Origin of the sequence: Actinophytocola xinjiangensis (assembly GCF_001921215.1) — a bacterium.
In the GTDB taxonomy this organism is placed as follows: Bacteria; Actinomycetota; Actinomycetes; order Mycobacteriales; family Pseudonocardiaceae; genus Actinophytocola; species Actinophytocola xinjiangensis.
Genome location: NZ_MSIF01000001.1, coordinates 948,669 through 975,146, shown reverse-complemented (window position 1 = coordinate 975,146; position 26,478 = coordinate 948,669). Strand labels below are relative to the sequence as shown.

Here is a 26,478-nt window from a genome sequence, read left to right as displayed (position 1 = left end):
CGCTAGTGGCGACGGTTCCACGGACCAGTGACAGCGAACGTGATGCCGGGGTCATAGATGTTGAAGAACATCGTCCGCCCGTCGGCGGAGAACCCCACCCCGGCCAACTCACCGTACGCGGGATCCTCAGCAGTGCCGTTGTTCACCCGGTTACGGGCGAAGTGGAACACCTCGCCGTCGCGCGTCGTCCCGAGCATGTACGCGTCACCGACGCCGTCCTCACACATCATCAGGCCGCCGTAGGGCGACATGCAGATGTTGTCCGGTGCGTCGAACTCCGGGTTCTCGGGTGCGGGCGTCGGCCGGGTGAAGATCACCTCGAGCCGCAGCGTCCGGCGCCGAGGATCGTACTTCCAGACCTGGCCGTCGTGGTTCTTCGCGGGTCCGAGCTCGGTGCGGGCGAACGACGAGACGAAGTACACGCACCGGTCCCGCTCACCCCACCAGGCACCCTCGATCTTGTAGCCACCCGTGATCGGCTTCGGGTAGTCCTGCGACCGGACGGACTCGGTGGTGGCCAACGGGTCGGGCACGGTCATCCACTCGGCCCCGCCGAACACCTCCCCCGCTTCCTGCACCACCGACAGGTCGGGCAGATCAGGCACGTGTAACGCCTGCAGTTCGCCGCCCGCACGCAGACTCCCCCAGCCGCCGCCGGGACGCTCCGGCAGGAAACGGTAGAAACTGCCCAGCGGCGCGACGAACGCGTCCTCGGTCTCGTAGACGACACCGGTGTGCGGGTCGACCGCGACAGCCTCGTGCTGGAACCTGCCCATCGCGGTCAGCGGCGTCGGATTCTCGTTGTGCCGGTCGTCGTTCGGGTCGACCTCGAAGATGAAGCCGTGGTCCTTCGTGTAGCCCCTGGTGCCGGCCTTGTCCTCGGTCTCCTCACAGGTCAGCCACGTGTGCCACGGCGTGATGCCGCCGGAGCAGTTGATGGCGGTGCCGCCGAGGCTGATGTGCTCGGACTCGGGCCTGCCGTGCCCGTCGACCACCAGGGTGCTGGTACCACCGCCACCGGCCGGGTCGTAGGTCCGCTCCGGTGGCGCCTGCACCGTGATCCGCGACGTCGGCGAGCACTCATGGTTACGGACCAGCCGGGAGCCCGCCCGGCGACCGGGGAACGCACCCATGCCGTCGAACCGGCTCGGCACCGGCAGACCGTCCGGCCGCACGGTTCCCTCACGAGACAGGATCGTGTAGCGGAAGCCGCGCGGCAGATCCAGGATCCCGTCGGGGTCCGGGATCAGCGGCCCATACCCGGCCGGCGGCCCGGAGGCCCCCGCCGCCGGCTGCGCTGCGAACAGCGCCTCGACGGATCCGGCGACCACAACGGCACCCGCGGCACGGCTCAGGAACTGACGGCGCGACGATGTCAAGACGTCTCCTCAGGCGATCGGACGAACGTGAACGCACGATGAACACGAGTTAACATCATCGTGGTCCCCGAGCACCACCACGCGCCACGGTCGAGATCGTCACCGGCCAGCCGATCACGGGTCCGTTGTGCGACGCCAAGTTCCCTGGCGCGTGGTCGGTCGAGGCGGGCCAGGCCGAGCACCGTGACGGGTCCCCCGGGAGCGTCAACGGCCCCGCGTGGTCGACTGTCTCGCCGATCATCCGGTGTCGGGATCAGGCAAGGAAGACCTGACCAGCGCTGGTGATCTGGCATTGTGATTGCCACGGTGAACCGGCCTCGCGCGCCGGGATATTGTATTGTGGTTTACCCGGGGTAGAAATGATCTTTTCTGAATGTTTTCATCAATGTGGAGCAAGTTGCCAACCAGGTTGGCAAGACTGCGGGGCTGCACGATTTCCCGGCGCGCCGCGTGGCATGCCGGACGGACGGACCGGAGGTCGCACATGGGGGCCGGACCGAACGAGTTCACCCGAACCACCAACTCGCACTTCGGTTGGCGCGCGGATGATCTGCCAGCGATCGGGACGCCGGAGAGATTCCTGACGTCGACAGGTAAAATCCGATGAACGACAACAACGTCTCTGTTTCCGACGACGAGTCCGTCGCGTCACCCGGCTCACGGAGAGGCGGCGGCGAATGGACCCGCCGACTCGTGATGCGACTGGGGAGCACGCTGGTGGCGCTGGCGGTCACCGCCCTTGGGCACACAGGCGGGCCGGGGACCGCCGCGGCGGATTCGCTCGGCGGAGAATTGCGCTACACGTGCGTGCTGCCACCGTGGCCCGGCCAGCCGATGACCGTGCGGTTGACCTGGAACGCGCCGAGTTCGATGGTGGTTGATCAGCTCACACCGGCCTTCTCCGTCGACGCCGTGGCAACGGTCGGCCCCAACGTCACCATGGCGCTGGCCGCCGTCCGCGCGGCGACCGTCGAGGGAACCGTGCACGCGCCAGGTGTGGTGCACGCTCCCGAAGGGAACATCGACGTCGCGTTGCCCCTGACCGTCGCGCGGACCGACGCCCCGCCGTCAGGACCGATGACCATCCGGGCGACCGGAACGGCGTCGCGACACGAGTTCCGGCAGCCGGGGCCCGCCTCGATCACGGCCGGCGACACGATGACCATGCGTCTCGTGCCGAAGGACGCCGACGGCGACCCAACCGTCGGTGAGGTCACCTTGACCTGCACGCTCGATCCCGGGCAGGACACGGTCGTCTTCTCGTTCGTGATCACCCCAGGCTCCCCGACAGCAGGGACCCCACCCACTCCGGGAACCCCGGGCCGGACGGCCTCCCCCACCGCCGGTGGAGATCCGGCCCAACCGGGCACAGTCGCAACGACCCCACCCGGCACGGTCGGACCGTCACCCGCCCCGGCCGCAACCACCCCGTCGACGTCCGCCCCGCCGACCGCCGGCGACATGTCGGCACAGATCGCCAACACGGCATCCACCGCCCTCGCGCAGGGGCGCTGGTGGTTGATCGGAGCCGGTATCCTGGCCGTGGTGGCAGCGGCGCTCGCAGGTCTGTGGTGGTGGCGCCAGCGCCAGCGCGGAACGTGACGGAGACCCATCGATGCACCTCGGGGTTGACGGTTGACGGACAGCGACGCGGGCGACACACCAGATCAGGGAAACCGGGCATCCGGCACCGTGTCCGGGGTCGTCATCCAGAGCCGCGACATCCAGGGCCCGGTCGCGGTCACTCTGGCGGCGGCGCAGACACACCGGTTGGCGGAACCAGCCCGTCGGCTCGCCAAGGAGGAGTTCGAGTTCTGGCGGGACGAACGACGCCGGCGTCGGATCCACGACCCGCGCCCGCTGCGGCTGCGGTGGCAGGCGGCGGCGGAACTGCTGACCGATCACCGGGAGAACATCCTGCGCGGTCGAGCGGCCGGCCCGCTCGAGTTGGGTGGTGGCCTGGACCAGATCGCCGAGGTCTACCGCGAGATCCCGGCACGGCGCCTGGTGGTGCTGGGCCGCGCCGGCTCGGGCAAGACCGTGCTCGCTGTCCAACTGGCCGTGGACCTGCTGGCCACCCGCGTCCCGGACGCGCGGGTTCCTGTCGTCGTCAGCCTCGGCTCGTGGAAACCCGATGTGCCCCTGGAGGACTGGCTACTCGGTCAGCTGATTCGTGATCACCCCTGGCTCGCGGAGATCGGCTCCGAGCGCAGAGCGCTGGGTGCCGAACTGGTCGGAGCCGGGTGGATCCTGCCCGTTCTGGACGGGTTCGACGAGATCGCCGACGGGCTCCGCCCGACCGCGCTGCGGGTACTGGCCGAGGCCGACCTCCCCCTCGTCCTCACCAGCCGCCCACGGGAGTACGCCACCGCCGTGAACGGAACGCGGGGGGTGCACCGGGCAGCCGTGATCGAGCTGACGGATCTCGCGCTGGACGACGTGACCAGCTACCTGCGGCTGGCCAGTCCCAAGCTGGCCGCCACCAGCCGGGTCACCACCAGCTGGGATCCCGTCTTCGAGCGACTCGGCACCATCCCGGGCAGCCCGACGACCGCCAACCTCGTCGAGGCGCTGGCCACTCCGCTCATGGTCGCCCTCGCCCGCACCGTCTACAGCGACGAACCGAGCCGCGACCCCACCGTCCTGCTGGACGGCACACGGTTCCGTACCGCCGCCGACATCGAGTCCCACCTGGTCGGCAACCTCATCCCGTCGGCCTACGGCGCGCGGCCGGGCGCGCTGAGCCCCAGGCGGTCGCGGCACTGGAATCCCGAGCAGGCACAGCGCTGGCTGAGCTTCCTGGCCACGCATCTGGATCGCCTCGCCACCCCCGACCTGGCCTGGTGGGAACTGGGCAGCACGCTGAGCCGGAGGTCGCGCACCCTGGTGGTCGGGGTGATGACCGGACTGATCTTCCTGGTCGTCACGGGCCTGGGCAACATCCCGATCGACCTGATCGCCACCACGCACGGGCTCGACTTCGCCGTACGCCGAGGGCTCGTGGTCGGTGTGCTCCACGGACTGGTCGGCGGACTGGTGTTCGGTCTGACCTACTGGTTCGCCGACCGCCGCCGCGTGCTGAAGCCCGCACCGATCCGCATTCGGCTCACCCGGGGCCCGCGACAACTCGGGGCCCGGCTCACCACCCGGCTCAAGCTCGGGGTCGCCGGCGGCTGCCTGTTCGGAGTGCTCGTCGTACTGATCGACGAGCTCCTGGTCAACGAGCTGTTCGGTCTCGACGACGGTCTCACCAGCAGCGGGTTGCTGCGCTCGCTGGTCGAGTTTCCGCTGCTGGTCGGCCTGGGAGCCGGGCTGGTGCTCGGGACGGTGACCTGGCTGGAATCCCCCATCAACATCAACGACACCGGCAGCCCCACCGACCTCCTGACCGCGAACCGCACCATCCTGCTCGTCCACATGCTCGTGTGGGCACTGGTGTTCGGGCTCGTCAGCGGCGTGGCCGTGAGTTTCGCCGCGACCCCACTGCGCAGCGTGGAAACGGGACTGGCGATCGGGCTGGAGGCCGCGTTCGCCGGCGGGCTCTGCTACGGACTGAGCCTGACCGCCTGGGGCCAGTGGTTCGCCCTCGCACGAATCTGGCTGCCCCTGAACCGCAAACTGCCCTGGAGACTGATCGGGTTCGTCCAGGACGCCTGCGACCGTGGAGCACTCCGTCAAACAGGCGCCGTCTACCAGTTCCGCCACACCCAACTCCAACGCCACCTCAGAGCCCATCCCCAGGTGGTGATGACGCCACCGAGATAGCCGAGCCGCTGTCAGTCGACGGTGGGTGCGGAAGAGGCCTGGATGGTCTCGCGGAGGGCGTCGTCGGTCGCGGTCGGTTCTATGCCGAACGCGGCGGTGGCGGCGGACGAGTCGAGGACGAAGGGTCGTCGCAACTGGTACTGCATTTCCGTCATCTCCCGCGCGGCCGGGTTGACGAGTCCGGCGAGGCGGAGTGCGTAGGCGGGCATGGTGGTCACGCGGGCCGGCGGGGCGCCGGCGAGTTCGGCGGAGCGGGTGGCGAGGGCGCGGATGGATTGGGGCGGCGCGGTGGGTACGTGCCATGGCCGGCCCCAGGCGTTGGCGTCGGCCGGGACGGCGACCAGGGTGCGTGCCACGTCCGCGACGTGGGTCCAGCTGTGCGGTGCGTCCAGGTCGGCCGGGACGGAAGCGCGGCGGCCGGCGAGCACCTTGGGCAGGACCATGACGGTGAACGGGGAGACCGCGCCCGCGCCGAGGTAGTCCGACCCGCGAACCTCGGCGGTGCGGATGCGTCCGGCCTGGTGGGCGGCCAGTGCGTCGGCCCACAGCGCGGCCCGCACCTGGCCCTTCACGGTGTTGGGGCGCGCCGGTAGCCGCTCGGTCATCGGGGCGTCGACCTGGCCGTAGGCGTAGAGGTTGCCCGTCGTGACGAGCACCGCGCCGCTGGTCTCCGCGGCGCGGATGAGGGCGGCGCCCAGCGGCGGCCAGTCGGTGGACCAGCGGTGGTAGGCCGGGCCGCCGCAGCTGTACAGGGCGACGGCGCCGTGGGCGTGCCTGGCGAGGGTGACGGGGTCGGTCGCGTCCGCGGCGATGCGGTCTATGCCGGGCTGGTCCGGGCCCCGGCCGCCGCGGGTGAGCAGGCGGACGTGCTCGCCTCGGCCGGCGAGCAGCTGTGCGGTGGCCAAGCCGACCGGGCCAGCCCCGACGACGACGTGAAGTGACATGCGAACCCATCCTTTACCGTGGTCGCGAGAACGGTGTTCTCTGATGAGTGCACCGTACTCGTCCCGTGGACCTGAGGTCAAGAACACCGTTCTCGTTCGCTTCAGGTGTTCTCGGACCTGTGCGACACTGTGGGCATGTCAGCTGGTTCGTTGCGTGCCCGCGTCCGCTCCGAGATGAGCCTGGAGATCAAGGAAGTCGCGCGTCGGCGACTGGCCGTGGACGGCGGGAACCTGTCCCTGCGTGCGGTGGCCAGGGACATGGGCATCGTCGCGTCCGCCCTGTACCGGTACTTCCCGAGCCGCGACGCGCTGATCACCGCGTTGATCATCGATGGGTACGAGGCACTGGGCACGGCGGCGGCCGACGCCCAAGCGGCTGTCCCACGCGACGACCTGCGTGGCCGATGGCTCGCCGTCTGCAACGCCGTCCGCACGTGGGCGCTCGCACATCCGGCCGAGTACGGCCTGCTCTACGGCAACCCGGTGCCCGGTTACGCCGCGCCGAACGACACCGTCGCGCCGGCGACCAGGGTGGTCCTGCTGCTCGTGGACATCCTCGTCGACGGCGCGGAACGACTGGAGCCGGTACCGACGGCAGTTCCCGAACGCGTTCGCACGGACCTGCGCCGACTGATCGATCAACAGCAGCAGCGTGACCTGCCGGAGGAGCGACTCGACCGCGTGTTCATCGGGTGGACCCATCTGTTCGGACTGATCAGCTTCGAGTGTTTCGGGCGCCTGGACATCATGTTCGAGGCGCGTGCCGAGTACTTCGACCACCACATGGCCCTGATGGCCGATCTGGCCGGGATCCCACGCTGACCCTGCCCGGACGGGCGCGGTCGACCTGACGTGCCACGGAACGACGTCGCGGTCGGAAAGTACTCATTTCCTGGCGGCCAAGGGATAATGCTGGGCTGACACCCAGCAACCTCGCCGGGTTCGGCGAGAGGAAAGAGGGCGCGTTGATGTCGGCGACAACGGTGTTCCGCGGGCGCAGGTCGGTCGTGACGGTGGCGGTGGCGCTGAGTGTTCTCTGGGGCGTCGGTGGATCACCGGCGTTGGCCAGTGGGCCGGGTGGTCAGGACGTCGGCGTCCTCGCCACCCACAAGAGCCCGTTCAACTGCGGCAAGACCTTCTACGCCAACAACTGGTCGCCCGGGCACAGCCCCTCCGGGTCCATCGACTGGCAGAGTCACGGCGGCGACGCCGTCGGCGGTGAGACGGTGCGCGCCACCGCGGGTGGCACCGCGCGGTTCTACTCCACCCTCGCGGCGGCCGACGGCGACGTCGGGACCATGGCCTACGGCCGGTACGTCGTCGTCACCCACGGGGACGGCACCCGGACCCGCTACGCCCACCTCGCCACCATGGTCCGAGGTCCCGGCGGCTCGCTGTCGGTCACCCGGGGCGCCAAGCTCGGGACCGTCGGCGCCAGCGGCGGGAACTACGCACCACACCTGCACTACGAGCAGATCACCGCCGGCGGAGCCATCGACACCAGCCCCACCGTCGAGGGCGTCACCATCAGCCTCGGCCAGAAGAAGGCCGTCCGGAGCAGCACCCGCTGCTGAGCACCTCCACCTGGTCCCGCCTCACAGATGGTTGCCGAGGCGGGACCAGGTGAGGACGACCTGGACGCGGTCCGCGACCCCGAGTTTCGTCAGAATGCTGGAGACGTGGACCTTCACGGTGTAACGGCTGATCGTGAGCCGGTCCGCTATGTCGTCATTGGACAGTCCACTCGCGACGAGTTCGCAGATCTCCCGTTCGCGGGCGGTGAGCGCCCGCAGCGCGCGTAGCAGCACCAGGTCCTCGGCGGTGGGCAGTCCGGCGCGGAACGACTCGATCATCCGGCTCGTCGCCTCGGGCGCGAGCACCGCCTGCCCGGCGGCGACGACGCGAATGCCGTCCCGCAACCGTTCACTCGGCGCATCCTTGAGCAGGAACCCGCTCGCACCGGCCTGCAGCGCGGCGTGCACATAACTGTCCAGGTCGTAGGTGGTGAGGATCAGCACCCTGGTCCGCCGCTGCGCGGACGTGCGGGCGACGATCCGACGGGTGGCCTCGATCCCGTCCATCACCGGCATCCGGATGTCCAGCAGCACCACGTCGGGCCGGTGCTCGTCGACGGCCGACACCGCCTGTTGCCCGTTGGCCGCCGCCGCGACGACACGCAGGTCCGGGGCGGCGTTGACGAGCTTGGTCAGGGCCTCGCGGAGCAGTTGCTCGTCGTCGCACACCACGACCCGGACCTGGCTCACGAGGTGCTCCGCGCCGGCAGGAACGCGGTCAGCGCGAAGCCGCCGTCCGGGCACCGGCCCGCCTCGAACGTCCCGCCGACGAGCTCGACGCGTTCCCGCATGCCGACCAGACCCAGTCCCCCGGAGTCCCTGGCGGCCGACGTCCCGGGACCGGGGGCGTTGACGACGCGCACGGCCAGGCCTTCCGGCGAGTAGGTCAACGACACCGCCACGTCGACCTGGCCGGCGTGCTTGGCCACGTTCGTCAGCGACTCCTGCACGACCCGGTAGGCGGCCAGTTCGCTGCTGGCGGCGAGCACCCGCACGTCGCCGTGGCGCTCCAACCGGACCCGTGGCCCACCCTCGGGCAGCGACGCGACCAGGTCGTCGAGCTGCGCCAGCCGAGGAGGCACGACCAGCGGGTCGTGGTCGGCGCCCGGCGGCGCCTTGCGCAACACGCCGAGGAGGCGGCGCAACTCGGACAGCGAGTCCCGGCCGGTCGCCGCCACCCGCCGCAGCGTGGCCCGCGCGTCGGCGCTGTCACCGCTGTCGACGGCCGCGTCGGCATCCAGCACCATCGCGGTGACCGAGTGGTTGAGGATGTCGTGGAGTTCCCTGGCCAGCAACGCGCGTTCCCGTTCGGCGGCCAGCTCACGTTCGGCCTCGAGGTGGCGGGTGTAGGTGTGCAGGTCACGGATCCGCCGGCGTTGGCCCGCGCCGAGCCGGCCGATCAGCCAGAACCCGAGGAAGATCACCGTGACGACGACGAACGCCAGCCCGTCGACGAGCAGGTTGGTGTCCTTGGTGAGCAGGCCGCGCAGCAGGATCAGCACCAGCACACCGAGTCCGAACGCGACGCCGATCCGCTGCTGTCGTGCCGTGCCCCTGGCTCCCAGACCGGACACGGCCACCACGACCGCGACGAAGATCGGCTGGCCGGAGACCGCGAGCACCAGTTCGATGCCGGTGACCACGACCAGCACGGCCAACGGGAACCGCCGGCAGCACGCCAGGGCGAGTGACTGCGCGAACGCCAGCGCGAACAGCCGCCAGTCCGTCCCGGAGGCGCCGCCGGCAACGGTGACCACCCAGGCGACCAGGCACGGGAGCAGGACGAGCAGACCGTCGCTCAGCCACTCCGCCGCCGGGTGCGGCGAAGCCAACCGAACGTCACCAGCAGGGCCGCCCCGACCACCCACGGCCCCATCGCCAGCGTCCAGCTCAGCGCCAGCGGCGGCCCCGGTGCCGGGCCGACCTCCAGCGGCAGGACACCGGTCCGCCGGCCGTCCGGACCGTCCACGGTGAACTCGAATCGCCACATCCCCTCCTCCGGCAGCGCCACCACGTCCAGGCCCCACCGGTCCCGGTCCCGTGGATGCCGGGGCAACACGATGTCATCGCCCCGCCTCTCCAGGCCGATGGCCCGGATCCCGACCTCGCCGGAGGGCGCGATCACCCGCAGCAGGCCGCTGCGGTCCCCGATCCCGCCGGCGGGTTCGAACAGGAAGTCCATCGAACGACTCGACTGTATCGGCCAGTGGTCGAACGACACGGTCAGCGTCGAGGCCCCGAGCGCGACGGTCTCGCTGTGCACGACGTCCACCGGGTCCGGCGCCGCCGTGGCCGGGACCGCGCCGACCAGCGTCAGCAGGACGGCAACCACCAGTGCGCGCCTCATGCCGCTCCCTCCGCGAGCCGCGCGGCGCCGACGGAGCCGGCCAGCCGCCATCCCGCCCAGCCGGTCACGGCGCCGAGCACGGCGGTCGCCACCAGCGTGACGACCACGTTCGCGTCCGCCGCCGCCACGACGAGGTACAGGACCGACATGGTCACACTGACCAGCCCGCCGAGCACCGCCATCACGTGCTGCCGGTGCACGGGTCGCCGGCGGGCGTAGCGCACCGCACCGGCGGCGAGCAGGGCGGCGACCGGGAAGGTCACCGGCAGGAGCAGGGCCGGGGACAGGTTGGTGGCGTAGTCGCGCATCGGCTGCCCGATCGCGTCGGCGTACCAACGGGTGGCGGCCGGCGAGAACAGGACAAGGAAGCCCTGCAGGGCGACGAAGACCAGTCCGCTCGCGACCAGCCAGCGGGAACTGCGCAGCACCCCGGCGGCCAGACCGAGGATCAGCGCGCCCTCCGCGCCGATGATCAGTGCGCTCGGCGCCACGCTCGGCACGATCGCGGACACCGGCTCGGACAACGAGCTGGCCAGCTGGGTCGAGCCCATGGCGGCGACCGCGCACGCCGCGACGAACCCCCATCTCTCGGAACGGGTGCGCACCGACGCCGCGAACGCCATCACCACGCCCACCAGTTCGAGGAAGATGGACAGCACCAGCCCGACGTGCGACGGGGTGGTGCCCAGCGCGATGTCGAAGCCGTAGACGTCGTGCCACCACAGGTCGGCCGCCCCGTAGGCCAGGTTCCCGGACGCTCCGATGCCACCGACGAGGAACGGCAGGGGCGCGCGGAAGAACCCGAACACGGTCACCGCCGGGCGGTCAGGCGCACTCCGGGTGGTGAGCAGGACCACCGTCAGGCAGGCGAGACCCATCATCGTGGTTCCGGAGTACAGCAGCAGGTGCGGCGCGGTGAAGAAGTTGTCCGGTCCGACGTCGTTGTGCCACTGCGCGTCCCACATCAGGCCGCACAGCAGGGTGACGTAGCCAGCCAGCAGCACCCAAGCGCCGATCACCTCCCGCCGTGGGCGGGCGGCGGTGGACTGGGTGGTGGTCATGATGTCTCCTGTTCCCCGACCGGTACCCGGACGGTGATGGTCTCGGTGACGGTGTCGCCGCCGGTCTCCCCCTCGACCCGGATCGCGAGCTCCCACACGCCGGTCATGGCGAACAGCTCGCCGTGGGCGAGGAAGCGCCCCGATCCCTGTGGCCGCGCGGAGATCTCCGGCATGGCGTGGCCCATGTGGGGCATCGCGGCCGAGAGCGACACCGTCTCGGCCGGCCCGTTCTCGACGTGGATCTCGGCGTCGACGACGCCGGTACTCGCGCTGCTGAGCGTGACGGTGAGCGAGTAGTGCTCCCCGTCGCCGGTGAGTCGTTCCGGCCCCGCGCCCGCCGCGCATCCGGCGGCCACGAGCACGGCCAGCGCGGTGACCGACCGTCTCATCGCGCGTCCTCCGTCCCGACGGTGACGACGAACGGCACGGTGACGATCCGGTAGTCCCGGACGTACTGCGCCCACGCGAGGTAGCGACCCGGTTCCGGGAAGGTGAAGGTGAACCGCAGCGTCGGCCCGTGGTCGGCGACGGTCTCGTCCGCCTCCTGCCGGCCCGGATCCGTCGCCATCGAGCCCGCTTCGTGGACGTGACCGAGGAAACCGCCTTCCTCGTCGCGCACGATCAGGTGGCCGGCCATCCCGAGCCAGCGCTGCAGGTCGTCGCGGCCGGCGTCGAGCTCGATGGTGGTCGGCCGGCCGGCGACCGGACTTCCGAGCCGCACCGTGGCGGGGACGGCCTCGTCCCGGAGCTGTCGCGGGAGAGGCGGGCCGGTGACGGTGAACTCGCCGGACACCAACTGGCCGCCCGACTCGACCCGCTCGACCTCGGCGGACACCAGGTAGCGGCCTGGCCGGTCGACCGTCAGCCCGACGGCCAGCCGCCCCGCCACGGTCCGCGTCGGGTGCACGTGCCGGAAGAACTCGCCGTCGGGGCTGGTCACCACCAGATGGGCCAGTGCGGCGTGGTGCAGGACCAGATCGTCGACGGGTCGCCCGGTCGAGCCGTCGACCAGGTCCAGCCGCACGGTGAACCGTCCGCCCACGACCGGCGTGGCCGGTGTGGTGGCGATCCTCGCCTGCACGTAGGGACGCCCCAGCGGACCCCCCGGCGCGGTCGGGAGCGCGCCGTCCGGCTGGGCAGGGGGGAACCGCGCGGAGAGCAGGGCGACGGTCAGGGCCATCACCATGGCGGCCCCCGCTCCGCCGCCCAGCAGCACCGCGGGGGCCCGGCGAGCCGTGGCCGCTGCCAGCAGCGCGCCGAGCAGCAGGGCCGCCGCACCGGCGAAACCGCCGTGAACCAGGCGTTCCCACGGTGCCGCGCGTGGGACCAGCACGCGGAACGGCAGCACCGACAGCTCACCGCCGGCGTGCAGCCGCAGTTCGTGCGGCCCGACCTCGTCCACGCCCAGCACGAGCGGGTGGCTGCCGGCCCGACCGGGCAGGAGGCGGACGGTGTCCGACTCCTGACCGACGCGCACGGCGATCGTCAGATCGCGCACCGGGTGGTAGGCGACCACGTCGATCCGCAGCGGTCCCGGAACCCGCACGACCTGCCGGATCACCACGGTCAGTTCGGTACCGGCGATCGTCTGCGCCAGCCGCACCTCGGTGGTGTCACCGACGCCGTGCGCCGAGGCCGATCGAGGCCACGCCAGTACCGAGGCGGCCACGAGAACGGCGACGAGAACGGGAGCGAACAACCGGGTGAGCACGCCGAGAACGCTAGGAAGTCCGCTCCGCGCGCACATCGAGCGCGCGCACTAACCCGCCTAGTTCCAGGGAACTAGCTCGATTAGTGCGCGGGCCAGATGTGCGCGGAACCCGGGAGTTCCTAGCGTCTTGGCCATGGAAGATTCGACGGAATCCGAGGTGTCCCGGCGCGGTTTCCTCGCCCGGTCGGCGGCCGTGTCGGCGGCGGTGACGGTGGCGGGGGGCGCGGTGCCCGCCGGCGCCACGACCCCCGTGGCGGCCCCGCCCGGCGCCGGCCCGGTCGAGGTGACGCTGCGGGTGAACGGGGGAACGCACCGGCTGCGGGTGGATCCCCGGGCGACGTTGCTGGACACGCTGCGCGAGCGGCTGGAGCTGACCGGGACCAAGAAGGGGTGCGATCGCGGACAGTGCGGTGCGTGCACGGTTCACGTGGACGGTCGACGGGTCCTGTCCTGCCTGACACTGGCGGCGAGCGTGCCGAACCGACCGGTCACCACCATCGAGGGCCTGGCCGACGGGGACCGACCGCATCCGATGCAACAGGCCTTCGTCGACTGTGACGCGCTGCAGTGCGGTTTCTGCACCCCCGGTCAGGTCATGTCCGCCGTGGCCGTCGTCCGCGAGGGGCACACCGGTTCGGACGAGGAGATCCGCGAGTTCATGTCCGGCAACCTCTGCCGCTGCGCGGCCTACCCGACCATCGTCGCCGCGGTGAAACAGGGCGGTGGCCGCTGATGCGCCCGTTCACCTACGCCAGTGCCAGCACGGTCGAGGAGGCCCTCGCCGGCGCTGGTGCGGACAGCGCCTACCTGGCCGGCGGCACCACCCTGGTCGACCTGATGAAGCTCGAGGTGATGTCCCCCGCCGCGGTCCTCAACATCGACACCCTGCCTCTGCGGGACATCCGCCACGACCACACCGGACTGCATGTCGGGGCGCTGGCCCGGATGAGCGACGTCGCCGCCCACCGCCTGGTCACCGCCCGCTATCCGGTGATCTCCCAGGCGCTGCTGCACAGCGCGTCACCACAGCTGCGGAACATGGCCAGCATCGGCGGCAACGTGTTGCAGCGCACCCGGTGCGGCTACTTCCGCGATCCCGCCACGGCGTGCAACAAACGCACGCCGGGCAGCGGCTGCGCCGCGATCACCGGCTACAACCGGGCGCACGCGGTCCTGGGCACCAGTGAGTCCTGTGTGGCCACTCATCCCAGCGATCTGGCCGTGGCGCTGGTCGCCCTCGACGCCTCGGTGCTGCTCCGCGACCGCGCCGGCGAACGCGCCGTCCGGCTCGCCGACTTCTACCTCCTCCCAGGCGACACACCCCATCTGGAGAACCGGTTGCGGCCCGGCGAACTCCTCGCCGGGGTCACCGTGCCACCGCTGAGCTGGGCTCGCCGCTCCACCTATGTCAAGGTCCGCGACCGCCGGCCCTACGAGTTCGCGCTGACGTCGGTGGCCGCGGCGGTCGACCTGCGGGGCGACACCATCGCCGACGTGCGCCTCGCCGCGGGCGGGGTCGGCACGAAACCGTGGCGGCTGCCCGCCGTGGAGGACGCGCTCAGGAGCCGACCGCTGCGGGCCGACACCGTCAAAGCCGCCGTCACCCACGCCGCCGACGACGCGACACCGCTGTCGCACAACGGGTTCAAACCCGAACTCCTCCGCCGCACCATCGTCCGAGCACTCCTCACCCTGGCAGGTCGACCATGACCAACTCCCCCATCGGCAGCACGCTCAACCGGGTCGACGGCCCCGACAAGGTCACCGGTGCGGCGAGGTACGCCGGCGACGAGAGCCCTACCGGACTCGTGCACGGCCACCTCGTCCTCGCCACGATCGGCAACGGCACCATCCGGTCGATGGACACCGGCGCGGCGCGCGACCACACCGGTGTGCTGGAGATCTACACCCCGGACAACCCCCTGCCACTGCACGGCGTGCCGCCCGGCGTGGCCTTCTACTTCAGCGAGACCCGACGCCCGCTCAGCGACCACGAGGTGCGCTACCACGGCCAGATCGTCGGGCTCGTCATCGCCGAAACCCCCGAGCAGGCCCGCGACGCCGCCGCACTGATCACAGTGGACTACGAGCGTCGACCGGCGAACGCCTCGTTCCGCGACAACGTCGACGACGCCGTCGTGCCGGAGCCGACCCCGCTGCCGATGGGCCTGCCGATCACCATCCTCGCCGACGGTGTGCCGTCCATCGACGCCGCGCTCGCCGCGAGCCCGGTCACGGTCACCGCCACGTACACCCACCCGGCACGCCACCACAACGCACTGGAGCCACACGCCGCGGTGGCCACCTGGGACGGTGACCGGCTCACCATCCACAGCACCACCCAGGCCCCGGCCGCCCACGCCATCGAGTTGGCCCAGGCCTTCGCCGTGCCGGCCGACCACGTGCACGTCGTCAACCCGCACGTGGGCGGCGGCTTCGGCGGGAAGGCCTTCACCTGGGGCCCGACGTACCTGGCCGCCGCGGCCGCCAGAAGACTGGGCCGACCGGTCAAGGTCGTGCCCACCCGGGAACAGCTGCACACCACGACCGGGCACCGGTCCGCGGCGCACCAGACGGTGACCCTCGGGTCGAGCGCGGACGGCACGCTCAACGCGATCCGGCACCTGTCGGTCACGCAGGCGATCGGTGAGGACCCCGGCACCCGTCTGACGATGAAGGCCTACGCCACCGAGAACCTGCACGTCAGCCTGCGGGTCACGACCGGACTGAATGTTCCGACCACCACCATCCTGCGCGCGCCGGGCGAGGAGACGGGCTCGTTCGCCATCGAGTGCGCGATGGACGAGCTGGCGATCGAACTCGGCCTCGACCCGATCGAGCTGCGGACCAGGAACCACCTCACCCACACCCTGTCCCCAGATCCCGCCACGCGGCTGCCGTACTCGAACAAACACCTCATCGAGTGCTACCGGCTCGGCGCACGACGGTTCGGCTGGGACACGCGGAACCCGGCCCCCCGCTCGACCCTCGCCACCGGCGGCTGGCTCGTCGGGACGGGCATGGCCGGCGCCGTGCTCAACGCCTCACGGGCCTTCACCGCCGTCCGGGTGTCGTTCCGGCCCGACGGCACCGCGGCCGTCGCCACCTCTACCGCCGACCTGGGGACCGGGATGCGGACCGTCCTGGCCATCATGGGCACCGACAGCCTCGGCATCCCGGTGGACCGGATCAGACCGCTGATCGGCGACTCCCGGCTCCCCGTCGGTCCGGACGCCGTCTACGGCGCCCAGGGCTCCGCGGCAACGGCGACCGTCGCCCCGGTGGTCCGCGACGCGGCCGCCGACGCCGTCGAGGAACTGATCAACCACGCGGTCACCGAGCCCCGCTCGCCCCTGCACGGCCGCGACGGCGTGCGGTACACGGCCGGCGACCTCACCGACGGCGCCACGACGATCGGCTTCGGCGACCTGCTCACGACGACCGGCGGCACCGACGTCGGCGCCACGACGACCAGCGGCCCGGTCACGCCGCCGTCCTACGCGTTCGCCTCCCACGCCGCACACTTCTGCGAGGTCCGGGTGCACCGGCTCACCGGCGAGATACGCGTGTCCAGGATGACCACGGTCGTGGACGCGGGCACGATCGTCAACGAGAAAACCGCCCGCAACCAGATCGTCGGCGGCGTCGTCTGGGGCATCGGCCCGGCCCTGTTCGAGTCGGCCCACGTCGAGCCGGACACCGGTCGGATCGCCAACGCCAACTTCGCCGACTACCTCGTCCCGGTCAACGCCGACGTCCCCGACGTCGACGTGGTGTTCCTCGACCATCCCGACACGAACTTCTCCCCGTTGGGCGCCCGAGGGCTCGGCGAACTCGGCACCGTCGGCTCCGCCGCCGCCGTGGCCAACGCCGTTCACCACGCCACCGGAATCCGGGTCCGCGACCTCCCCATCACCCCGGAGAAACTGTTGACGACACCCACCGGCCAGGCATGACGTCGGTGCCCGGGAAAGGTTGGTCAGCCGCCCGTTCACGCAGCCGTGCCGGGTCCTTCGACGGAATTCCGGCAGGCGGCGTGGCCGGGTTCACCACGTGACGGGCAGTTCGTAGACCCCGTAGATGAAACCGTCGTGCTTGAACGGGATCCGGTCGAGTTCGGTGGCCAGGGCGAGGGTGGGGATCCGGCGGAACAGCGTGGCGAACACCACCTGCAGCTCCAGCCGGGCCAGCGGCTGGCCGATGCACTGGTGCACCCCGAACCCGAAAGCGAGGTGACCGTGGGCGTCACGCCGCAGGTCGAGACGCTCGGGGTCGGCGAACACCTCCGGGTCCCGGTTGCCGACCTCGTGGACCAGGATGATGCCCTCGCCCGCCCGAATGGTCCGCCCGGCGATCTCGATGTCCGCCACCGCCGCGCGACGCCGTCCATTGTGGACGATTGAGAGGTAGCGCAGCAGCTCCTCCACGGCCGAGGCGACCACCGCCGAGTCGTCCGGGTGCTCGCGGTCGCGCAGCAGGGCCAGCTGCTCGGGATCGCGCAGCAGGGCGAGGGTGCCGAGGGCGATCATGTTGGCGGTCGTCTCGTGCCCGCCGATCAGCATCAGGACGCCGATCTCGGCCGCCTCCGTCCGGGTCAGCTCCGCCGAGCTGACCCGTTTGGCCAAGCCGGACAACAGATCCTCACCCGGTTTCGCGATCCGCTCACCGATCAGGTCGTCCAGATACCCGGCGAGCGCGGTGATGGCCGACTCCCGCTGCTCGGTCGAGGACTCCCGGTGGATGAACGTTCGGCTGTTGGACTGGAAGAAGTCGTGATCGACGTAGGGCACGCCGAGCAGCTCACAGATCACCAGCGACGGCACGGGCAGGGCGAACCCCTCCACGAGGTCCGCGGGTTTCTGGCCGGCGAGCATCGTGGTGAGCGCCTCGTCGACGATTTCCCGCACCCTGGCACGCATCGACTCCACCCGCCGGACGGTGAACGGTGAGATCACCATCCGCCGCAACCGGTTGTGCTCGGGGTCGTCCATCATCAGGAAACTCAACCCCGCATCGCTGAAACCCTCGACGAAATTGGGGAAACCAGGGCTGTCGATCCGCGTGCTGACTCTCGGATCGGCCAGCAACGCGCGCTGGTGCACATGGCTGGTGACCAGCCACGGCGTGCTTCCGTCCCACAGCCTGACCCGTCGTAACGGACCGGCCTCGTGGTCAGGGCGCAATGTCGGCGCTGGGTCGAACGGGCTTGCGGGCGCCCGTTCGGTCAAGAACTCGGGGACACCGGTCATTCATCCCATGTTACGACTTTTTTCCCACACCGCAACGATTTCCCGAAGAGTCCAACTGGGATATTCACGGAATTGGCAGCTGCCGGCGGAAATCGCCAGAAACAATCTGGCCCACGGCCAGGCGTGCCGAAATCGCCGAACGACAGGAGCTGTCGGGTGAGCGGGTGCGCGGCGCCGCTGTCGATGCCGCTCGCCGGCCTCACCGACGAGGCCGCGAGCAGCGGACGCCGACGGCGGTCGCGCACGTCCGCAGGGGGTACGGGAGGCGAACGCCGGGATGTCGTATCCCCGACAGTGTCGGGATCCGGACATCACATAGATCTTGAGCGCACACTCCATGTGTTCATAGCGTCCACGCGTGCGCAGCGAAACCCGGCTGTTGACCTGGCGGTTGGCCACCGCCGTGCTCACCTCCGTCCTGTCCGTGATCATGGCGCTACTCCCCGCGGTCGCGAACGCCGCGCCGCCGGAGCGGGCGGAGATCGACCCCAGGCTCACCAGCCAGGTCACCGCGCGCCACACCGGTCCGGTCCAGGCACTGCTCGTTCTCGACAGCACGAGCCCACGCGGATCGGGCCACGCGCGGGTCGTCGGGGACCTGAAGCGCACCGCGGCCACCACGCAGGCCACGGTCCTCCGCGCGCTGCGCCGGCTGCCGGCGGCCACCGTGCTCAACTCCTTCTGGCTGCAGAACATGCTGCTCGTCGAGTTCGGCGGCGGCCAGGAGACCCTCGACGGGCTCGCCGGGCTCCCCGGCGTCGACCGGGTGATCGCCAACTTCACGATGAAGCTCGTCGACGACGGCCAGGCCGACCAGGGACCGACCGCCGGGGCCACCGTCGAGGACCGGACGTGGGGCCTTGACCGCATCGAGGCGACCAGGGTCGCCGACGAACTCGGCATCGACGGCACCGGCGTCCGGGTGGCCACCCTGGACACCGGGGTGGACGCCACCCACCCCGACCTGGCCGGCAAACTCGCCACCACCGACCCCGCCGACCCCACCCACCCCGGTGGCTGGATCGAGTTCGACCAGAACGGCAACCCGCTCGCCACCCTCCCCCACGACTCGGCCGACCACGGCACCCACGTCTCCGGCACGATCCACGGCGGCGCGGCCAGCGGCGTGCGGATCGGCGTCGCCCCCGGCGCGACGATGATGCACGGACTGGTGCTCGCCGGAGGGGAAGGCACGTTCAGCCAGGTCGCCGCCGGCATGCAGTGGGCGCTGGCGCCGTTCGACAACCAGGGCGCCCCGGCGGGCGAACCGGCCGACGTGATCAACATGTCGCTCGGGCCCCAGTACGGCGGCTACGCCGAGGAACTGGTGACGCCCTCGCGCAACGCCTACCTCGCCGGCACGGTCGTCGTCGCGTCCAGCGGCAACTGCGGCGACGGCTGCCACGGCAGTCCCGGCAACATCTTCGACAACATCGCGGTCGGCAACACGACGGTCACCGACGACGTCAACGACAGTTCGAGCGGCGGTGTCGCGCAGAAGTCCGCGTTCGCCGCTCCGCCGGCCGACTGGCCAGAAACCTGGATCACGCCGGACGTGTCCGCACCGGGCACCGACGTGCTCTCGACCGTGCCGGGCGGGTTGTACGGCGAGGCCACCGGAACGTCGATGGCCTCGCCGCACGTGGCCGGCACGGTGGCGCTGCTGCGCCAGGCCGCGCCGGAGCTGACCCCCGCGCAGGTGCTGGAGGTGCTGCGAGACAGCAGTTTCTTCGACGACCGGTACGGCGAGCAGCGGCCGAACACCCGCTACGGCCACGGCCGGATCAACGCCTACCGCGCGGTCGCGCCGGTGGCGTTCGGCAGCGGCGTCACCGGAACCGTCACCAACGCCGCGACCGGCGCGCCGCTCGCCGGCCTCACCGTGGCCGACCGCACCGCCGGCACCACGACCACGACCGGCCCCGACGGCGGCTACCGCCTGCGCGCCGCTCCCGGCACGCACGAGATCGTCGTCGCGAACTTCGGCTACACCACCGTCACCGCCGACGTCGAGGTCACGGCGGAGTCCTTCGCCCGGCACGACGTGGCGCTGCGGGTGGCGCCGGTGGGCGAGGTGTCCGGCACGGTCGTGTTCGCGGCGTCCGGGCACGGGGTGCCCGGCGTGACCGTCGAACTCGACGACACCCCCCTGCGCACGACGACCGGAACCGACGGCACCTTCCGGTTCCCCGCCGTGCCGGCCGGTGGCTACGACCTCACCGCCAGCCTGCCCGGCTACCCGGCGCCCGAGCCGGTCCGCGTCACCGTCGACGGCGGCGCGGTCGCCACCGTGGACCTCACGATCCCCGTGCCGCCGCCGGTGGTCGGCGTGCTCGGGTCGGTCCCCAGCTCCTACCCGGCCACCATCGGCGCCTACCTCGACGCGCACGGCATCCCCAACGAGGCGATCCGCTGGGACGCGGACGTCACCAGGTATGACGCGATCGTGGTGAACCGGCCCGGCTCCCCCGGCGCCGCGCGGTTCGCCGAGTTCCTGGCGGCCACCGACGCGGCCGGGATCGGCGTGGTCTTCCTCGACACGTGGCAGACCAGCGGCAACGGGATCGCGTTGTTGAACGAGTACCTGCACAACCCGGCGACCCGCGGCCGCGACTCGGACCCGTCGGTGCCCGCGCTGGCCTACCGGGTCACGGCGCCGCACCCGGTGGTGGAGGGTTTCGCGGTCGGCGAGGACATCGTGTTCGACAACACCAGCTTCTACACCGACCACGCCTGGTTCGACGGCTACACCGGCGAGGGCCGGACCACGATCGCCGACGCCGCGCGCACCGACACCGGGGTGCTCGGGCGGGGCATCGGCGTTCAGGAGCGGCCGAACAACCGGCACGTGCTGCTGTCGATGCACGGCGCGTCGACCTACACCTCGCCGAAGAACTGGACCGAGGACGCCGGCACGGTGTTCCGCAACGCGCTCACCTGGGCCGGGCGGGCCCCGGATCCGGACCGGGCGAGGTTCGTGCCATCGAACCTGCGCGTCGACGCGGACACGGCCCTCGCCGGGCAACCGGTCACGGCGAGCGTCACGTGGACCAACATCGGCGCGCGGGCCGGTGACCACACCGCGGTGCTCTCCGTCGACGGGGTCGCCGAACCGGGACAGCCGCTGCACCTGGCCGCCGGCGAGTCGACCACGGTGACCTGGACGATCGCCAGGCAGGAGCTCGGCACCTACCAGCTGGCGGTGGAGTCGCTGACCGGCTCGTTCCGGGTGCGGGCGCCCACGGTGAGCCTCACCGCGTCCACGGTGGATGGTCCGCTCGCCGGCGCCACCGTCGAGCTGGTCGGCCAGGGCGGGCTCACCTCCGCTGGTCTCACGGACTCCGCCGGCACGGCCACGTTCGAGACGACCGCGGCGGACGCCGAGTACACCGTGGTGGTGCGCCGCGCGCCGACCGGGACCGACTCGCGGGCCTACCTGCTGACGAAGAAGCTGCGGATCGCGCGGGACACGGCGCTGACCCTGGGAACCGAACCGCTGTCGGTGTTCGCCCTCACCGCGGACGACGTCGGCGGCGGGCACCAGGCGTGGACCTACCTGCGCGGCGAACTGACCGGCCCGTGGGCGTTCCCGTTCGGTTCCGGCACCGTCGTGGCCACGGCCGGGCGGTACGAGCTACGGCACCTGCACGCGCTGACCAGTCCGGAGCGGGACACGTGGGGCGTGTCGGCCATCGCGCGGGCGGACCTCACCACACCCGGCACCTACACGCGCTCCTACGGCGGTGCGGCGCGGGCGACGGTCAGCGCCTCGCTGACCAGGGCCGGCCAGCTGTCGGGGACCTGGTCGGTCACCGACGGGCACGGGAACCCGTTCACGCTGCTGGCCCGCACGGACCTGCGGCCGCTGGCGACGCTGCCCGTGGTGTCGCTGGAGGACCTGCCGGCCGTGGTCGGCGGGACCGCGCCGCACGCCACGGAAGTGGTGGTGCGCGTGTACGACCGCCAAGGCGATCAGGTCCACGGCGCCGGGCTCGGGTGGCCCGGCGGAAACTTCGGCGTCGCGCTCGGGCGGGTCAGAGGCGACTACCGGGTCGAGGTGCGCGCGGTGACCGGCGGGTACCTGCCGGGCGAGATCGTCGCGTCGAGGTCGGTTCGGCCGGCATGAGAGGGAAAGCCATGAGATCGATCGTCGCTGGGGTGCTGGTCGTGTTGGTCGCCCCGCTGCTGGGCACGCCGGCAGCGGCCGAACCCGACGAAGCCACCGTGCTGGTCCGCCAGGAGTTGTCGGAGGCGGTGCGCGAGGGCGGCGCGCCGGTGTCGGCGATCGTGGTGCTCGACGAGGCCGCGAACCTGGCGCCGCTGGCGGGAGATCACGACGCGGTGGTGGCGGAGCTGAAGCGGGTCGCCGAGCGGACCCAGCCGGCCGTGCGGGCGGCGCTGCCGGCCGGGGTGAACGTCCGAGGCTCGCTGTGGATCACCAACGCGCTCGTGGTCGAGCTGCCCGAGACCGGCGCCGCGACCGCGCTCGGGGCGCTGTCCCGGGTTCCGGGCGTGGCGGAGCTGGCGTTGAACAGCACCGTGCGCAGCGTGCGGGACACCGCGGCCGCCGAGGGCCTGACGGTCGGCGACCACACGTGGGGCATCGACCGGGTGCGGGCCGACCGGGTGTGGGACGAGCTGGGAGTCGACGGCGCCGGGGTGCGGGTCGCGGTGCTGGACACCGGCGTCGACATGCGGCACCCGGACCTCGCCGGGCGGATGGTCACCGACGACCCGGCCGACCCGACCTACCCTGGCGGGTGGATCTGGTTCGACGGCAACGGGAATCCCGGTCGTACCAGGCCGAGTGACGACGACGGCCACGGCACGCACGTGTCCGGCACGATCGTCGGTGGGGCGTCGTCGGGGACCGCCATCGGGGTCGCGCCAGGTGCGCGGCTCATGCACGCCCAGGTGCTGCCCGGCGGGGAGGGCACGTGGGCGCAGGTGCTCGGCGGCATGCAGTGGTCGATCGCTCCCTTCACCTGGGACGGCACGCCGGCCGGGGCGCCCGCGAACGTGGTGAACATGTCGATCGGGGTGCGGGGATACCTGCCGGAGACCGTGGACGTCGCCAGGGCGATCCGGGCCAGCGGGGCGTTTCCCTCCTTCTCCATCGGCAACGAGTGCGAGCCGGGTGGGACCACCAGCCCGGGCAACGTCTTCGACGCGTTCGGCGTGGGCGCGACCGGGCGGGACGAGACGGTGCCGTGGTGGTCGTGCGGCGGGGTGGTGTCGCGCCGGTCGTGGTCCGGGGCGCCGGCCGACTGGCCGGAGTCCTACGTCAAGCCGGACGTGACCGCGCCCGGGGACGCGGTGCTGTCGGCCGCGCCCGGCGGGGGGTACGAGACGAGGTCCGGCACGTCGATGGCCACACCGCACGTCACCGGAGTGGTGGCGTTGATGCGTTCGGCGGTGCCGGGGTTGACCGTGGAGGACGCCATGGCGGCGCTGCGGGACACCGCGGTGTTCACCGAGGCCCACGGCGCCGCGCGGCCCAACGAGCGGATCGGCGCCGGCCGGATCGACGGTTTCGCGGCGGTGCGGGCGGTCGCCGGCGCCAGCGCGGCCTCCGGCACGGTGACCTCCGGCGGGCGCGGGGTACCGGGCGCGTCGGTGTCCAACGCCGCGACCGGACAGGTCACGACCACCGACGAACGCGGACGCTACCGGCTGCCGCTGTCGGCCGGCAGGCACACGCTCACGGTGTCCGCCAGCACGTACGAGGACAGGAGCGTGCGGGTCACGGTCCCGGCCGACGGCGTCGGCGAGGCGGATGTCCGACTGGCCGGGACGGCGGCCGGCGCGATCTCGGGCACGGTGACCTTCGACGGCCGTGGGGTCCCGGGCGCGACCGTGACGGTGCTCGGTGGGCCGCGCGTGGTGACCGGGCAGGACGGGCGGTACCAGGTGGACCGGGTGCCGCCGGGCAGGCACGTGATGCTGGTGTCGTCGGCCGGCCTGCCCGGCAGTGACCCGGTTTCGGTCACCGTCACCGATCGTCGAACCGCGGCCGTCGCTGTCGAACTGCGGTCACCGGCCCTGGTTGAGCGGACGTCGGTCGGGGTGTCGGGTGAGGACTCGGACAGTTCGTCCGGTAGGCCGGACATGAGCGCCGACGGGCGGTTCGTGGCGTTCGACTCCTACGCGGGCAACATCGTCGCCGGCGACGTCAACGGGCAGCAGGACGTGTTCGTCCGGGACCGCCGGACCGGGGTCACCGGTCTGGTGTCGGTCGCGTCGGACGGCACGCAGGGCGACAGGTTCTCGTCGAACCCGTCGGTCAGTGGCGACGGGCGGTTCGTGGCGTTCGAGAGCAGCGCGAGCAACCTCGTCGCCGGGGATTCCGGGACGTCGGGCGATGTCTTCCTGCACGACCGGGAGACCGGTTCGACCGTGCGGCTTTCCCAGACCCCGGCGGGCGCCACCCCGAACGGGATGTCGTCGGATCCGGTCGTCAGCGCGGACGGGCGGTTCGTCGCGTTCAGCAGCTGGGCCAGTGATCTGGTGGCGGGGGACGTCAACGGGGTCGGAGACGTCTTCGTCTACGACGTCGCCGCCGGGACGCTGGCGCTGGGCTCGTTGGGCGCCGGAGGTCAGTCCGATCGTTACGCGCAGACGCCTGACCTGAGTGGTGACGGCCGGTTCCTGGTTTTCGCCAGCGGCGCGACGAATCTGGTCGACGGGGACGAGAACGGGTGGACGGACGTGTTCGTGCGGGATCTGGTCGCCGGGACGACGAGTCTGGTGTCGGTGGCCTCCGACGGCACGCAGGGCGACCACGAGGCACAGTCGCCGTCGATCAGTGAGGACGGGAACGTGGTGGCGTTCCACGGTTTGATGTCCAACCTGGCCGCCGGGGACACCAACGGGACCTACGACGTGTTCGCCCATGACCGACGGGACGGTCGGACGGTGTTGGTCTCGGCCGGGGCACTGGGAGAGGCCGGCGACGGAAGTTCGGTCGGCGGTTCGGTCAGTGCGGACGGGCGGCATGTCGGCTTCTCCAGCGGGGCGCCGAACCTGGTCGACGGGGATGTCAACGGTGCCACCGACGTGTTCGTCCGGGATCTGGTCGAGGGTACGACCAGCCTGGTGCTGGACGGAGCCGACGGCGACTCGATCGAGCCCGTGGTGGGGGCCGGTGGGCGGATGGTCGCGTTGCACAGCTCGGCGTCGAATCTGGTCGCCGGGGACGGGAACCGGACGATGGACGCGTTCGTGGTGGACCGCTTCCCGGCCGCCGAACGGGCGGCCAGATTCGTGCTGTCGGAGCTGGCGGTCGATCGTGCCGGTGACGAGGTGACCGTTCGCGCCAGGGTGACGAACATCGGCGCGGTCGAGGGTTCGCACGACGTGCCGTTGACCGTCGATGGTGTGGCGCGGGAGGTTCGGTCGGTGTCACTGGCTTCCGGTGCGGCGACTGAGGTTCGGTGGGTGGTGCCGGCCGGGAGTGTTGGCGGGCATGACGTGCGGGTTGGCGATATGGCCGTGTCGTATCGGGTTCGCCCGCCCGTTGTCCGGGTAGCCGTGTCCGCTGTGCACGGTGGGCGGCCGTTGCCGGGGGCCACGGTTCGGTTCGTGGACGACGGGAGCGCGCGGCCGGGTGGCGTCACCGGGCGGGACGGGGTGGCCGTCGTGGAGACCCAGACCGGGAGCGGGGAGTACACGATGGTGGTCACCCGGGCCGCCACACGGTCGGAGCCCGGATACTTGCTGGTCAAGCGGGTGCGGGTGGAGCGGGATGTGTCCGTTTCCCTCGGCCGGGGTTCGGTGACCGAGGCCGACCTGTCGGTGGACCAGGTCTCCGAGAACCACGAAACGTGGACCTACCTCCGTCATTCCGAGGTGGACGGCGTCGGTTTCGCCTTCCCCGCCGGGCGGCTGGTGGTGTCCACCGGGGTCTACTCGGTCCGCCATCTGCACGTCGTCGCGGGCTTCGAGCGTTCCTGGTTGGCGGTGTCGGACACCCGTTCCGTCGACTTCTCGAAGCGTGGCCGACTGCGGTACGGCGGAAAGGCCCGGGCCGAACTGACCGCGTCCCCCGAAGGGGTCACCTGGGCGGTCACCGACGCCCACGGGATCCCGTTCAGTGTCATGGCACGCACGCCGTTGCGCGGTAGCGGGACGACCGTCGGTATCACACCACCCGCCACGTACGCCCTGGACGACCTCACCCGCCTGAGCTGGCTGGCCGGCGAGCCGGAGGAGATCGTCCTGCGCGTGTACGACACCGAGGGGGCGCAGGTCCGCGGCGGCGGAGTCGACTGGGCCCAACGACAGGTTCCCCTCACCGACCTGCCGGCCGGCGACTACCGCGTCGACCTGACGGTCTCGACCGGCGGCTACCCGCCCGGATCGGTCTCCGCCACCACCCAGTTCCCCCGGCCATGACCTGACCCGCCCCACCAACCCGCGCGGTTGGTGGGGCGGGTCCGGAAGGTCCCC

Annotated in this window: 18 protein-coding genes; 9 read left to right on the top strand and 9 right to left on the bottom strand. The window is 71.5% G+C overall.

Features of this window, described 5'->3' with window-relative positions; all coding sequences use genetic code 11:
* Positions 1–2: 2 nt before the first annotated feature.
* Entirely contained in the window at positions 3–1,331 is a 1,329-nt protein-coding gene (locus BLA60_RS04320; protein ID WP_211288581.1) for an alkaline phosphatase PhoX, read from the bottom strand.
* Between the two features lie 651 nt (positions 1,332–1,982).
* Between BLA60_RS04320 and BLA60_RS04315 the strand changes: the two genes are divergently transcribed.
* Entirely contained in the window at positions 1,983–2,981 is a 999-nt protein-coding gene (locus BLA60_RS04315) for a DUF6801 domain-containing protein (RefSeq protein ID WP_154814096.1), read from the top strand.
* Positions 2,982–3,071: 90 nt separating this feature from the next.
* Complete coding sequence (locus BLA60_RS04310) at positions 3,072–5,144, top strand: NACHT domain-containing protein (RefSeq protein WP_084734609.1); 2,073 nt, start codon at positions 3,072–3,074, stop codon at positions 5,142–5,144.
* Between the two features lie 11 nt (positions 5,145–5,155).
* Here BLA60_RS04310 and BLA60_RS04305 read toward each other — a convergent pair whose 3' ends face one another.
* Positions 5,156–6,088: an NAD-dependent epimerase/dehydratase family protein gene (locus BLA60_RS04305; RefSeq protein WP_075131304.1), complete on the bottom strand. Its 933-nt coding sequence runs from the start codon at positions 6,086–6,088 to the stop codon at positions 5,156–5,158.
* A gap of 135 nt (positions 6,089–6,223) precedes the next feature.
* On the opposite strand from BLA60_RS04305, the gene BLA60_RS04300 reads away from it, so the two are divergent.
* Together BLA60_RS04300 and BLA60_RS04295 are read left to right on the top strand one after the other, a co-directional pair.
* A complete protein-coding gene (locus BLA60_RS04300) occupies positions 6,224–6,910 on the top strand; it encodes a TetR/AcrR family transcriptional regulator (protein WP_075131523.1) in 687 nt (228 codons plus the stop codon).
* Positions 6,911–7,056: 146 nt separating this feature from the next.
* Complete coding sequence (locus BLA60_RS04295; RefSeq protein ID WP_075131303.1) at positions 7,057–7,662, top strand: peptidoglycan DD-metalloendopeptidase family protein; 606 nt, start codon at positions 7,057–7,059, stop codon at positions 7,660–7,662.
* A 21-nt stretch (positions 7,663–7,683) separates the two neighbouring features.
* Here BLA60_RS04295 and BLA60_RS04290 read toward each other — a convergent pair whose 3' ends face one another.
* Genes BLA60_RS04290 through BLA60_RS04265 form a run of 6 tightly spaced genes read right to left on the bottom strand, consistent with a single transcriptional unit; the run spans position 7,684 to position 12,781 of the window.
* Positions 7,684–8,352: a response regulator gene (locus BLA60_RS04290; RefSeq protein ID WP_075131302.1), complete on the bottom strand. Its 669-nt coding sequence runs from the start codon at positions 8,350–8,352 to the stop codon at positions 7,684–7,686.
* A complete protein-coding gene (locus tag BLA60_RS04285) occupies positions 8,349–9,494 on the bottom strand; it encodes a sensor histidine kinase (RefSeq protein ID WP_075131301.1) in 1,146 nt (381 codons plus the stop codon). Before BLA60_RS04285 ends, BLA60_RS04290 begins: the two co-directional genes overlap by 4 nt.
* The gene (locus BLA60_RS44155; protein ID WP_075131300.1) at positions 9,461–10,009 is read right to left on the bottom strand and encodes a hypothetical protein; all 549 of its coding nucleotides are present in this window, start codon (positions 10,007–10,009) and stop codon (positions 9,461–9,463) included. The genes BLA60_RS04285 and BLA60_RS44155 overlap by 34 nt, the downstream gene beginning before the upstream one ends.
* Positions 10,006–11,070, bottom strand: coding sequence for a hypothetical protein (locus BLA60_RS04275; RefSeq protein WP_075131299.1), 1,065 nt, complete (start codon positions 11,068–11,070; stop codon positions 10,006–10,008). The genes BLA60_RS44155 and BLA60_RS04275 overlap by 4 nt, the downstream gene beginning before the upstream one ends.
* On the bottom strand, positions 11,067–11,459 hold the full coding sequence (locus tag BLA60_RS04270) for a hypothetical protein (RefSeq protein ID WP_075131298.1): 393 nt from the start codon (positions 11,457–11,459) through the stop codon (positions 11,067–11,069). The genes BLA60_RS04275 and BLA60_RS04270 overlap by 4 nt, the downstream gene beginning before the upstream one ends.
* Positions 11,456–12,781, bottom strand: coding sequence for a hypothetical protein (locus BLA60_RS04265; protein WP_075131297.1), 1,326 nt, complete (start codon positions 12,779–12,781; stop codon positions 11,456–11,458). The genes BLA60_RS04270 and BLA60_RS04265 overlap by 4 nt, the downstream gene beginning before the upstream one ends.
* Before the next feature lie 193 nt (positions 12,782–12,974).
* On the opposite strand from BLA60_RS04265, the gene BLA60_RS04260 reads away from it, so the two are divergent.
* The 3 genes from BLA60_RS04260 to BLA60_RS04250 are packed head-to-tail and all read left to right on the top strand — an operon-like array spanning position 12,975 to position 16,737.
* Positions 12,975–13,514, top strand: a complete 540-nt coding sequence (locus BLA60_RS04260) for a (2Fe-2S)-binding protein (RefSeq protein ID WP_425427037.1) — start codon at positions 12,975–12,977, stop codon at positions 13,512–13,514.
* Complete coding sequence (locus BLA60_RS04255; protein ID WP_075131295.1) at positions 13,514–14,491, top strand: FAD binding domain-containing protein; 978 nt, start codon at positions 13,514–13,516, stop codon at positions 14,489–14,491. Before BLA60_RS04260 ends, BLA60_RS04255 begins: the two co-directional genes overlap by 1 nt.
* Complete coding sequence (locus BLA60_RS04250) at positions 14,488–16,737, top strand: xanthine dehydrogenase family protein molybdopterin-binding subunit (protein WP_075131294.1); 2,250 nt, start codon at positions 14,488–14,490, stop codon at positions 16,735–16,737. The genes BLA60_RS04255 and BLA60_RS04250 overlap by 4 nt, the downstream gene beginning before the upstream one ends.
* 90 nt (positions 16,738–16,827) lie before the next feature.
* Here BLA60_RS04250 and BLA60_RS04245 read toward each other — a convergent pair whose 3' ends face one another.
* Positions 16,828–18,030: a cytochrome P450 gene (locus tag BLA60_RS04245; RefSeq protein WP_075131293.1), complete on the bottom strand. Its 1,203-nt coding sequence runs from the start codon at positions 18,028–18,030 to the stop codon at positions 16,828–16,830.
* 358 nt (positions 18,031–18,388) lie between these two features.
* On the opposite strand from BLA60_RS04245, the gene BLA60_RS04240 reads away from it, so the two are divergent.
* On the top strand, positions 18,389–22,156 hold the full coding sequence (locus BLA60_RS04240) for a S8 family serine peptidase (RefSeq protein WP_075131292.1): 3,768 nt from the start codon (positions 18,389–18,391) through the stop codon (positions 22,154–22,156).
* 11 nt (positions 22,157–22,167) lie between these two features.
* Positions 22,168–26,424 (top strand): S8 family serine peptidase, encoded by a 4,257-nt coding sequence (locus BLA60_RS04235; RefSeq protein ID WP_162292894.1) that lies wholly within the window; start codon positions 22,168–22,170, stop codon positions 26,422–26,424.
* Positions 26,425–26,478: the final 54 nt, after the last annotated feature.

Coding starts and splice junctions, on each gene's coding strand:
- BLA60_RS04300 (WP_075131523.1), top strand. CDS start 6,224: ATGTCAGCTGGTTCGTTGCGTGCCCGCGTCCGCTCCGAGATGAGCCTG.
- BLA60_RS04245 (WP_075131293.1), bottom strand. CDS start 18,030: ATGACCGGTGTCCCCGAGTTCTTGACCGAACGGGCGCCCGCAAGCCCG.
- BLA60_RS04315 (WP_154814096.1), top strand. CDS start 1,983: ATGAACGACAACAACGTCTCTGTTTCCGACGACGAGTCCGTCGCGTCA.
- BLA60_RS04295 (WP_075131303.1), top strand. CDS start 7,057: ATGTCGGCGACAACGGTGTTCCGCGGGCGCAGGTCGGTCGTGACGGTG.
- BLA60_RS04275 (WP_075131299.1), bottom strand. CDS start 11,070: ATGACCACCACCCAGTCCACCGCCGCCCGCCCACGGCGGGAGGTGATC.
- BLA60_RS04250 (WP_075131294.1), top strand. CDS start 14,488: ATGACCAACTCCCCCATCGGCAGCACGCTCAACCGGGTCGACGGCCCC.
- BLA60_RS44155 (WP_075131300.1), bottom strand. CDS start 10,009: ATGAGGCGCGCACTGGTGGTTGCCGTCCTGCTGACGCTGGTCGGCGCG.
- BLA60_RS04305 (WP_075131304.1), bottom strand. CDS start 6,088: ATGTCACTTCACGTCGTCGTCGGGGCTGGCCCGGTCGGCTTGGCCACC.
- BLA60_RS04235 (WP_162292894.1), top strand. CDS start 22,168: ATGAGATCGATCGTCGCTGGGGTGCTGGTCGTGTTGGTCGCCCCGCTG.
- BLA60_RS04255 (WP_075131295.1), top strand. CDS start 13,514: ATGCGCCCGTTCACCTACGCCAGTGCCAGCACGGTCGAGGAGGCCCTC.
- BLA60_RS04270 (WP_075131298.1), bottom strand. CDS start 11,459: ATGAGACGGTCGGTCACCGCGCTGGCCGTGCTCGTGGCCGCCGGATGC.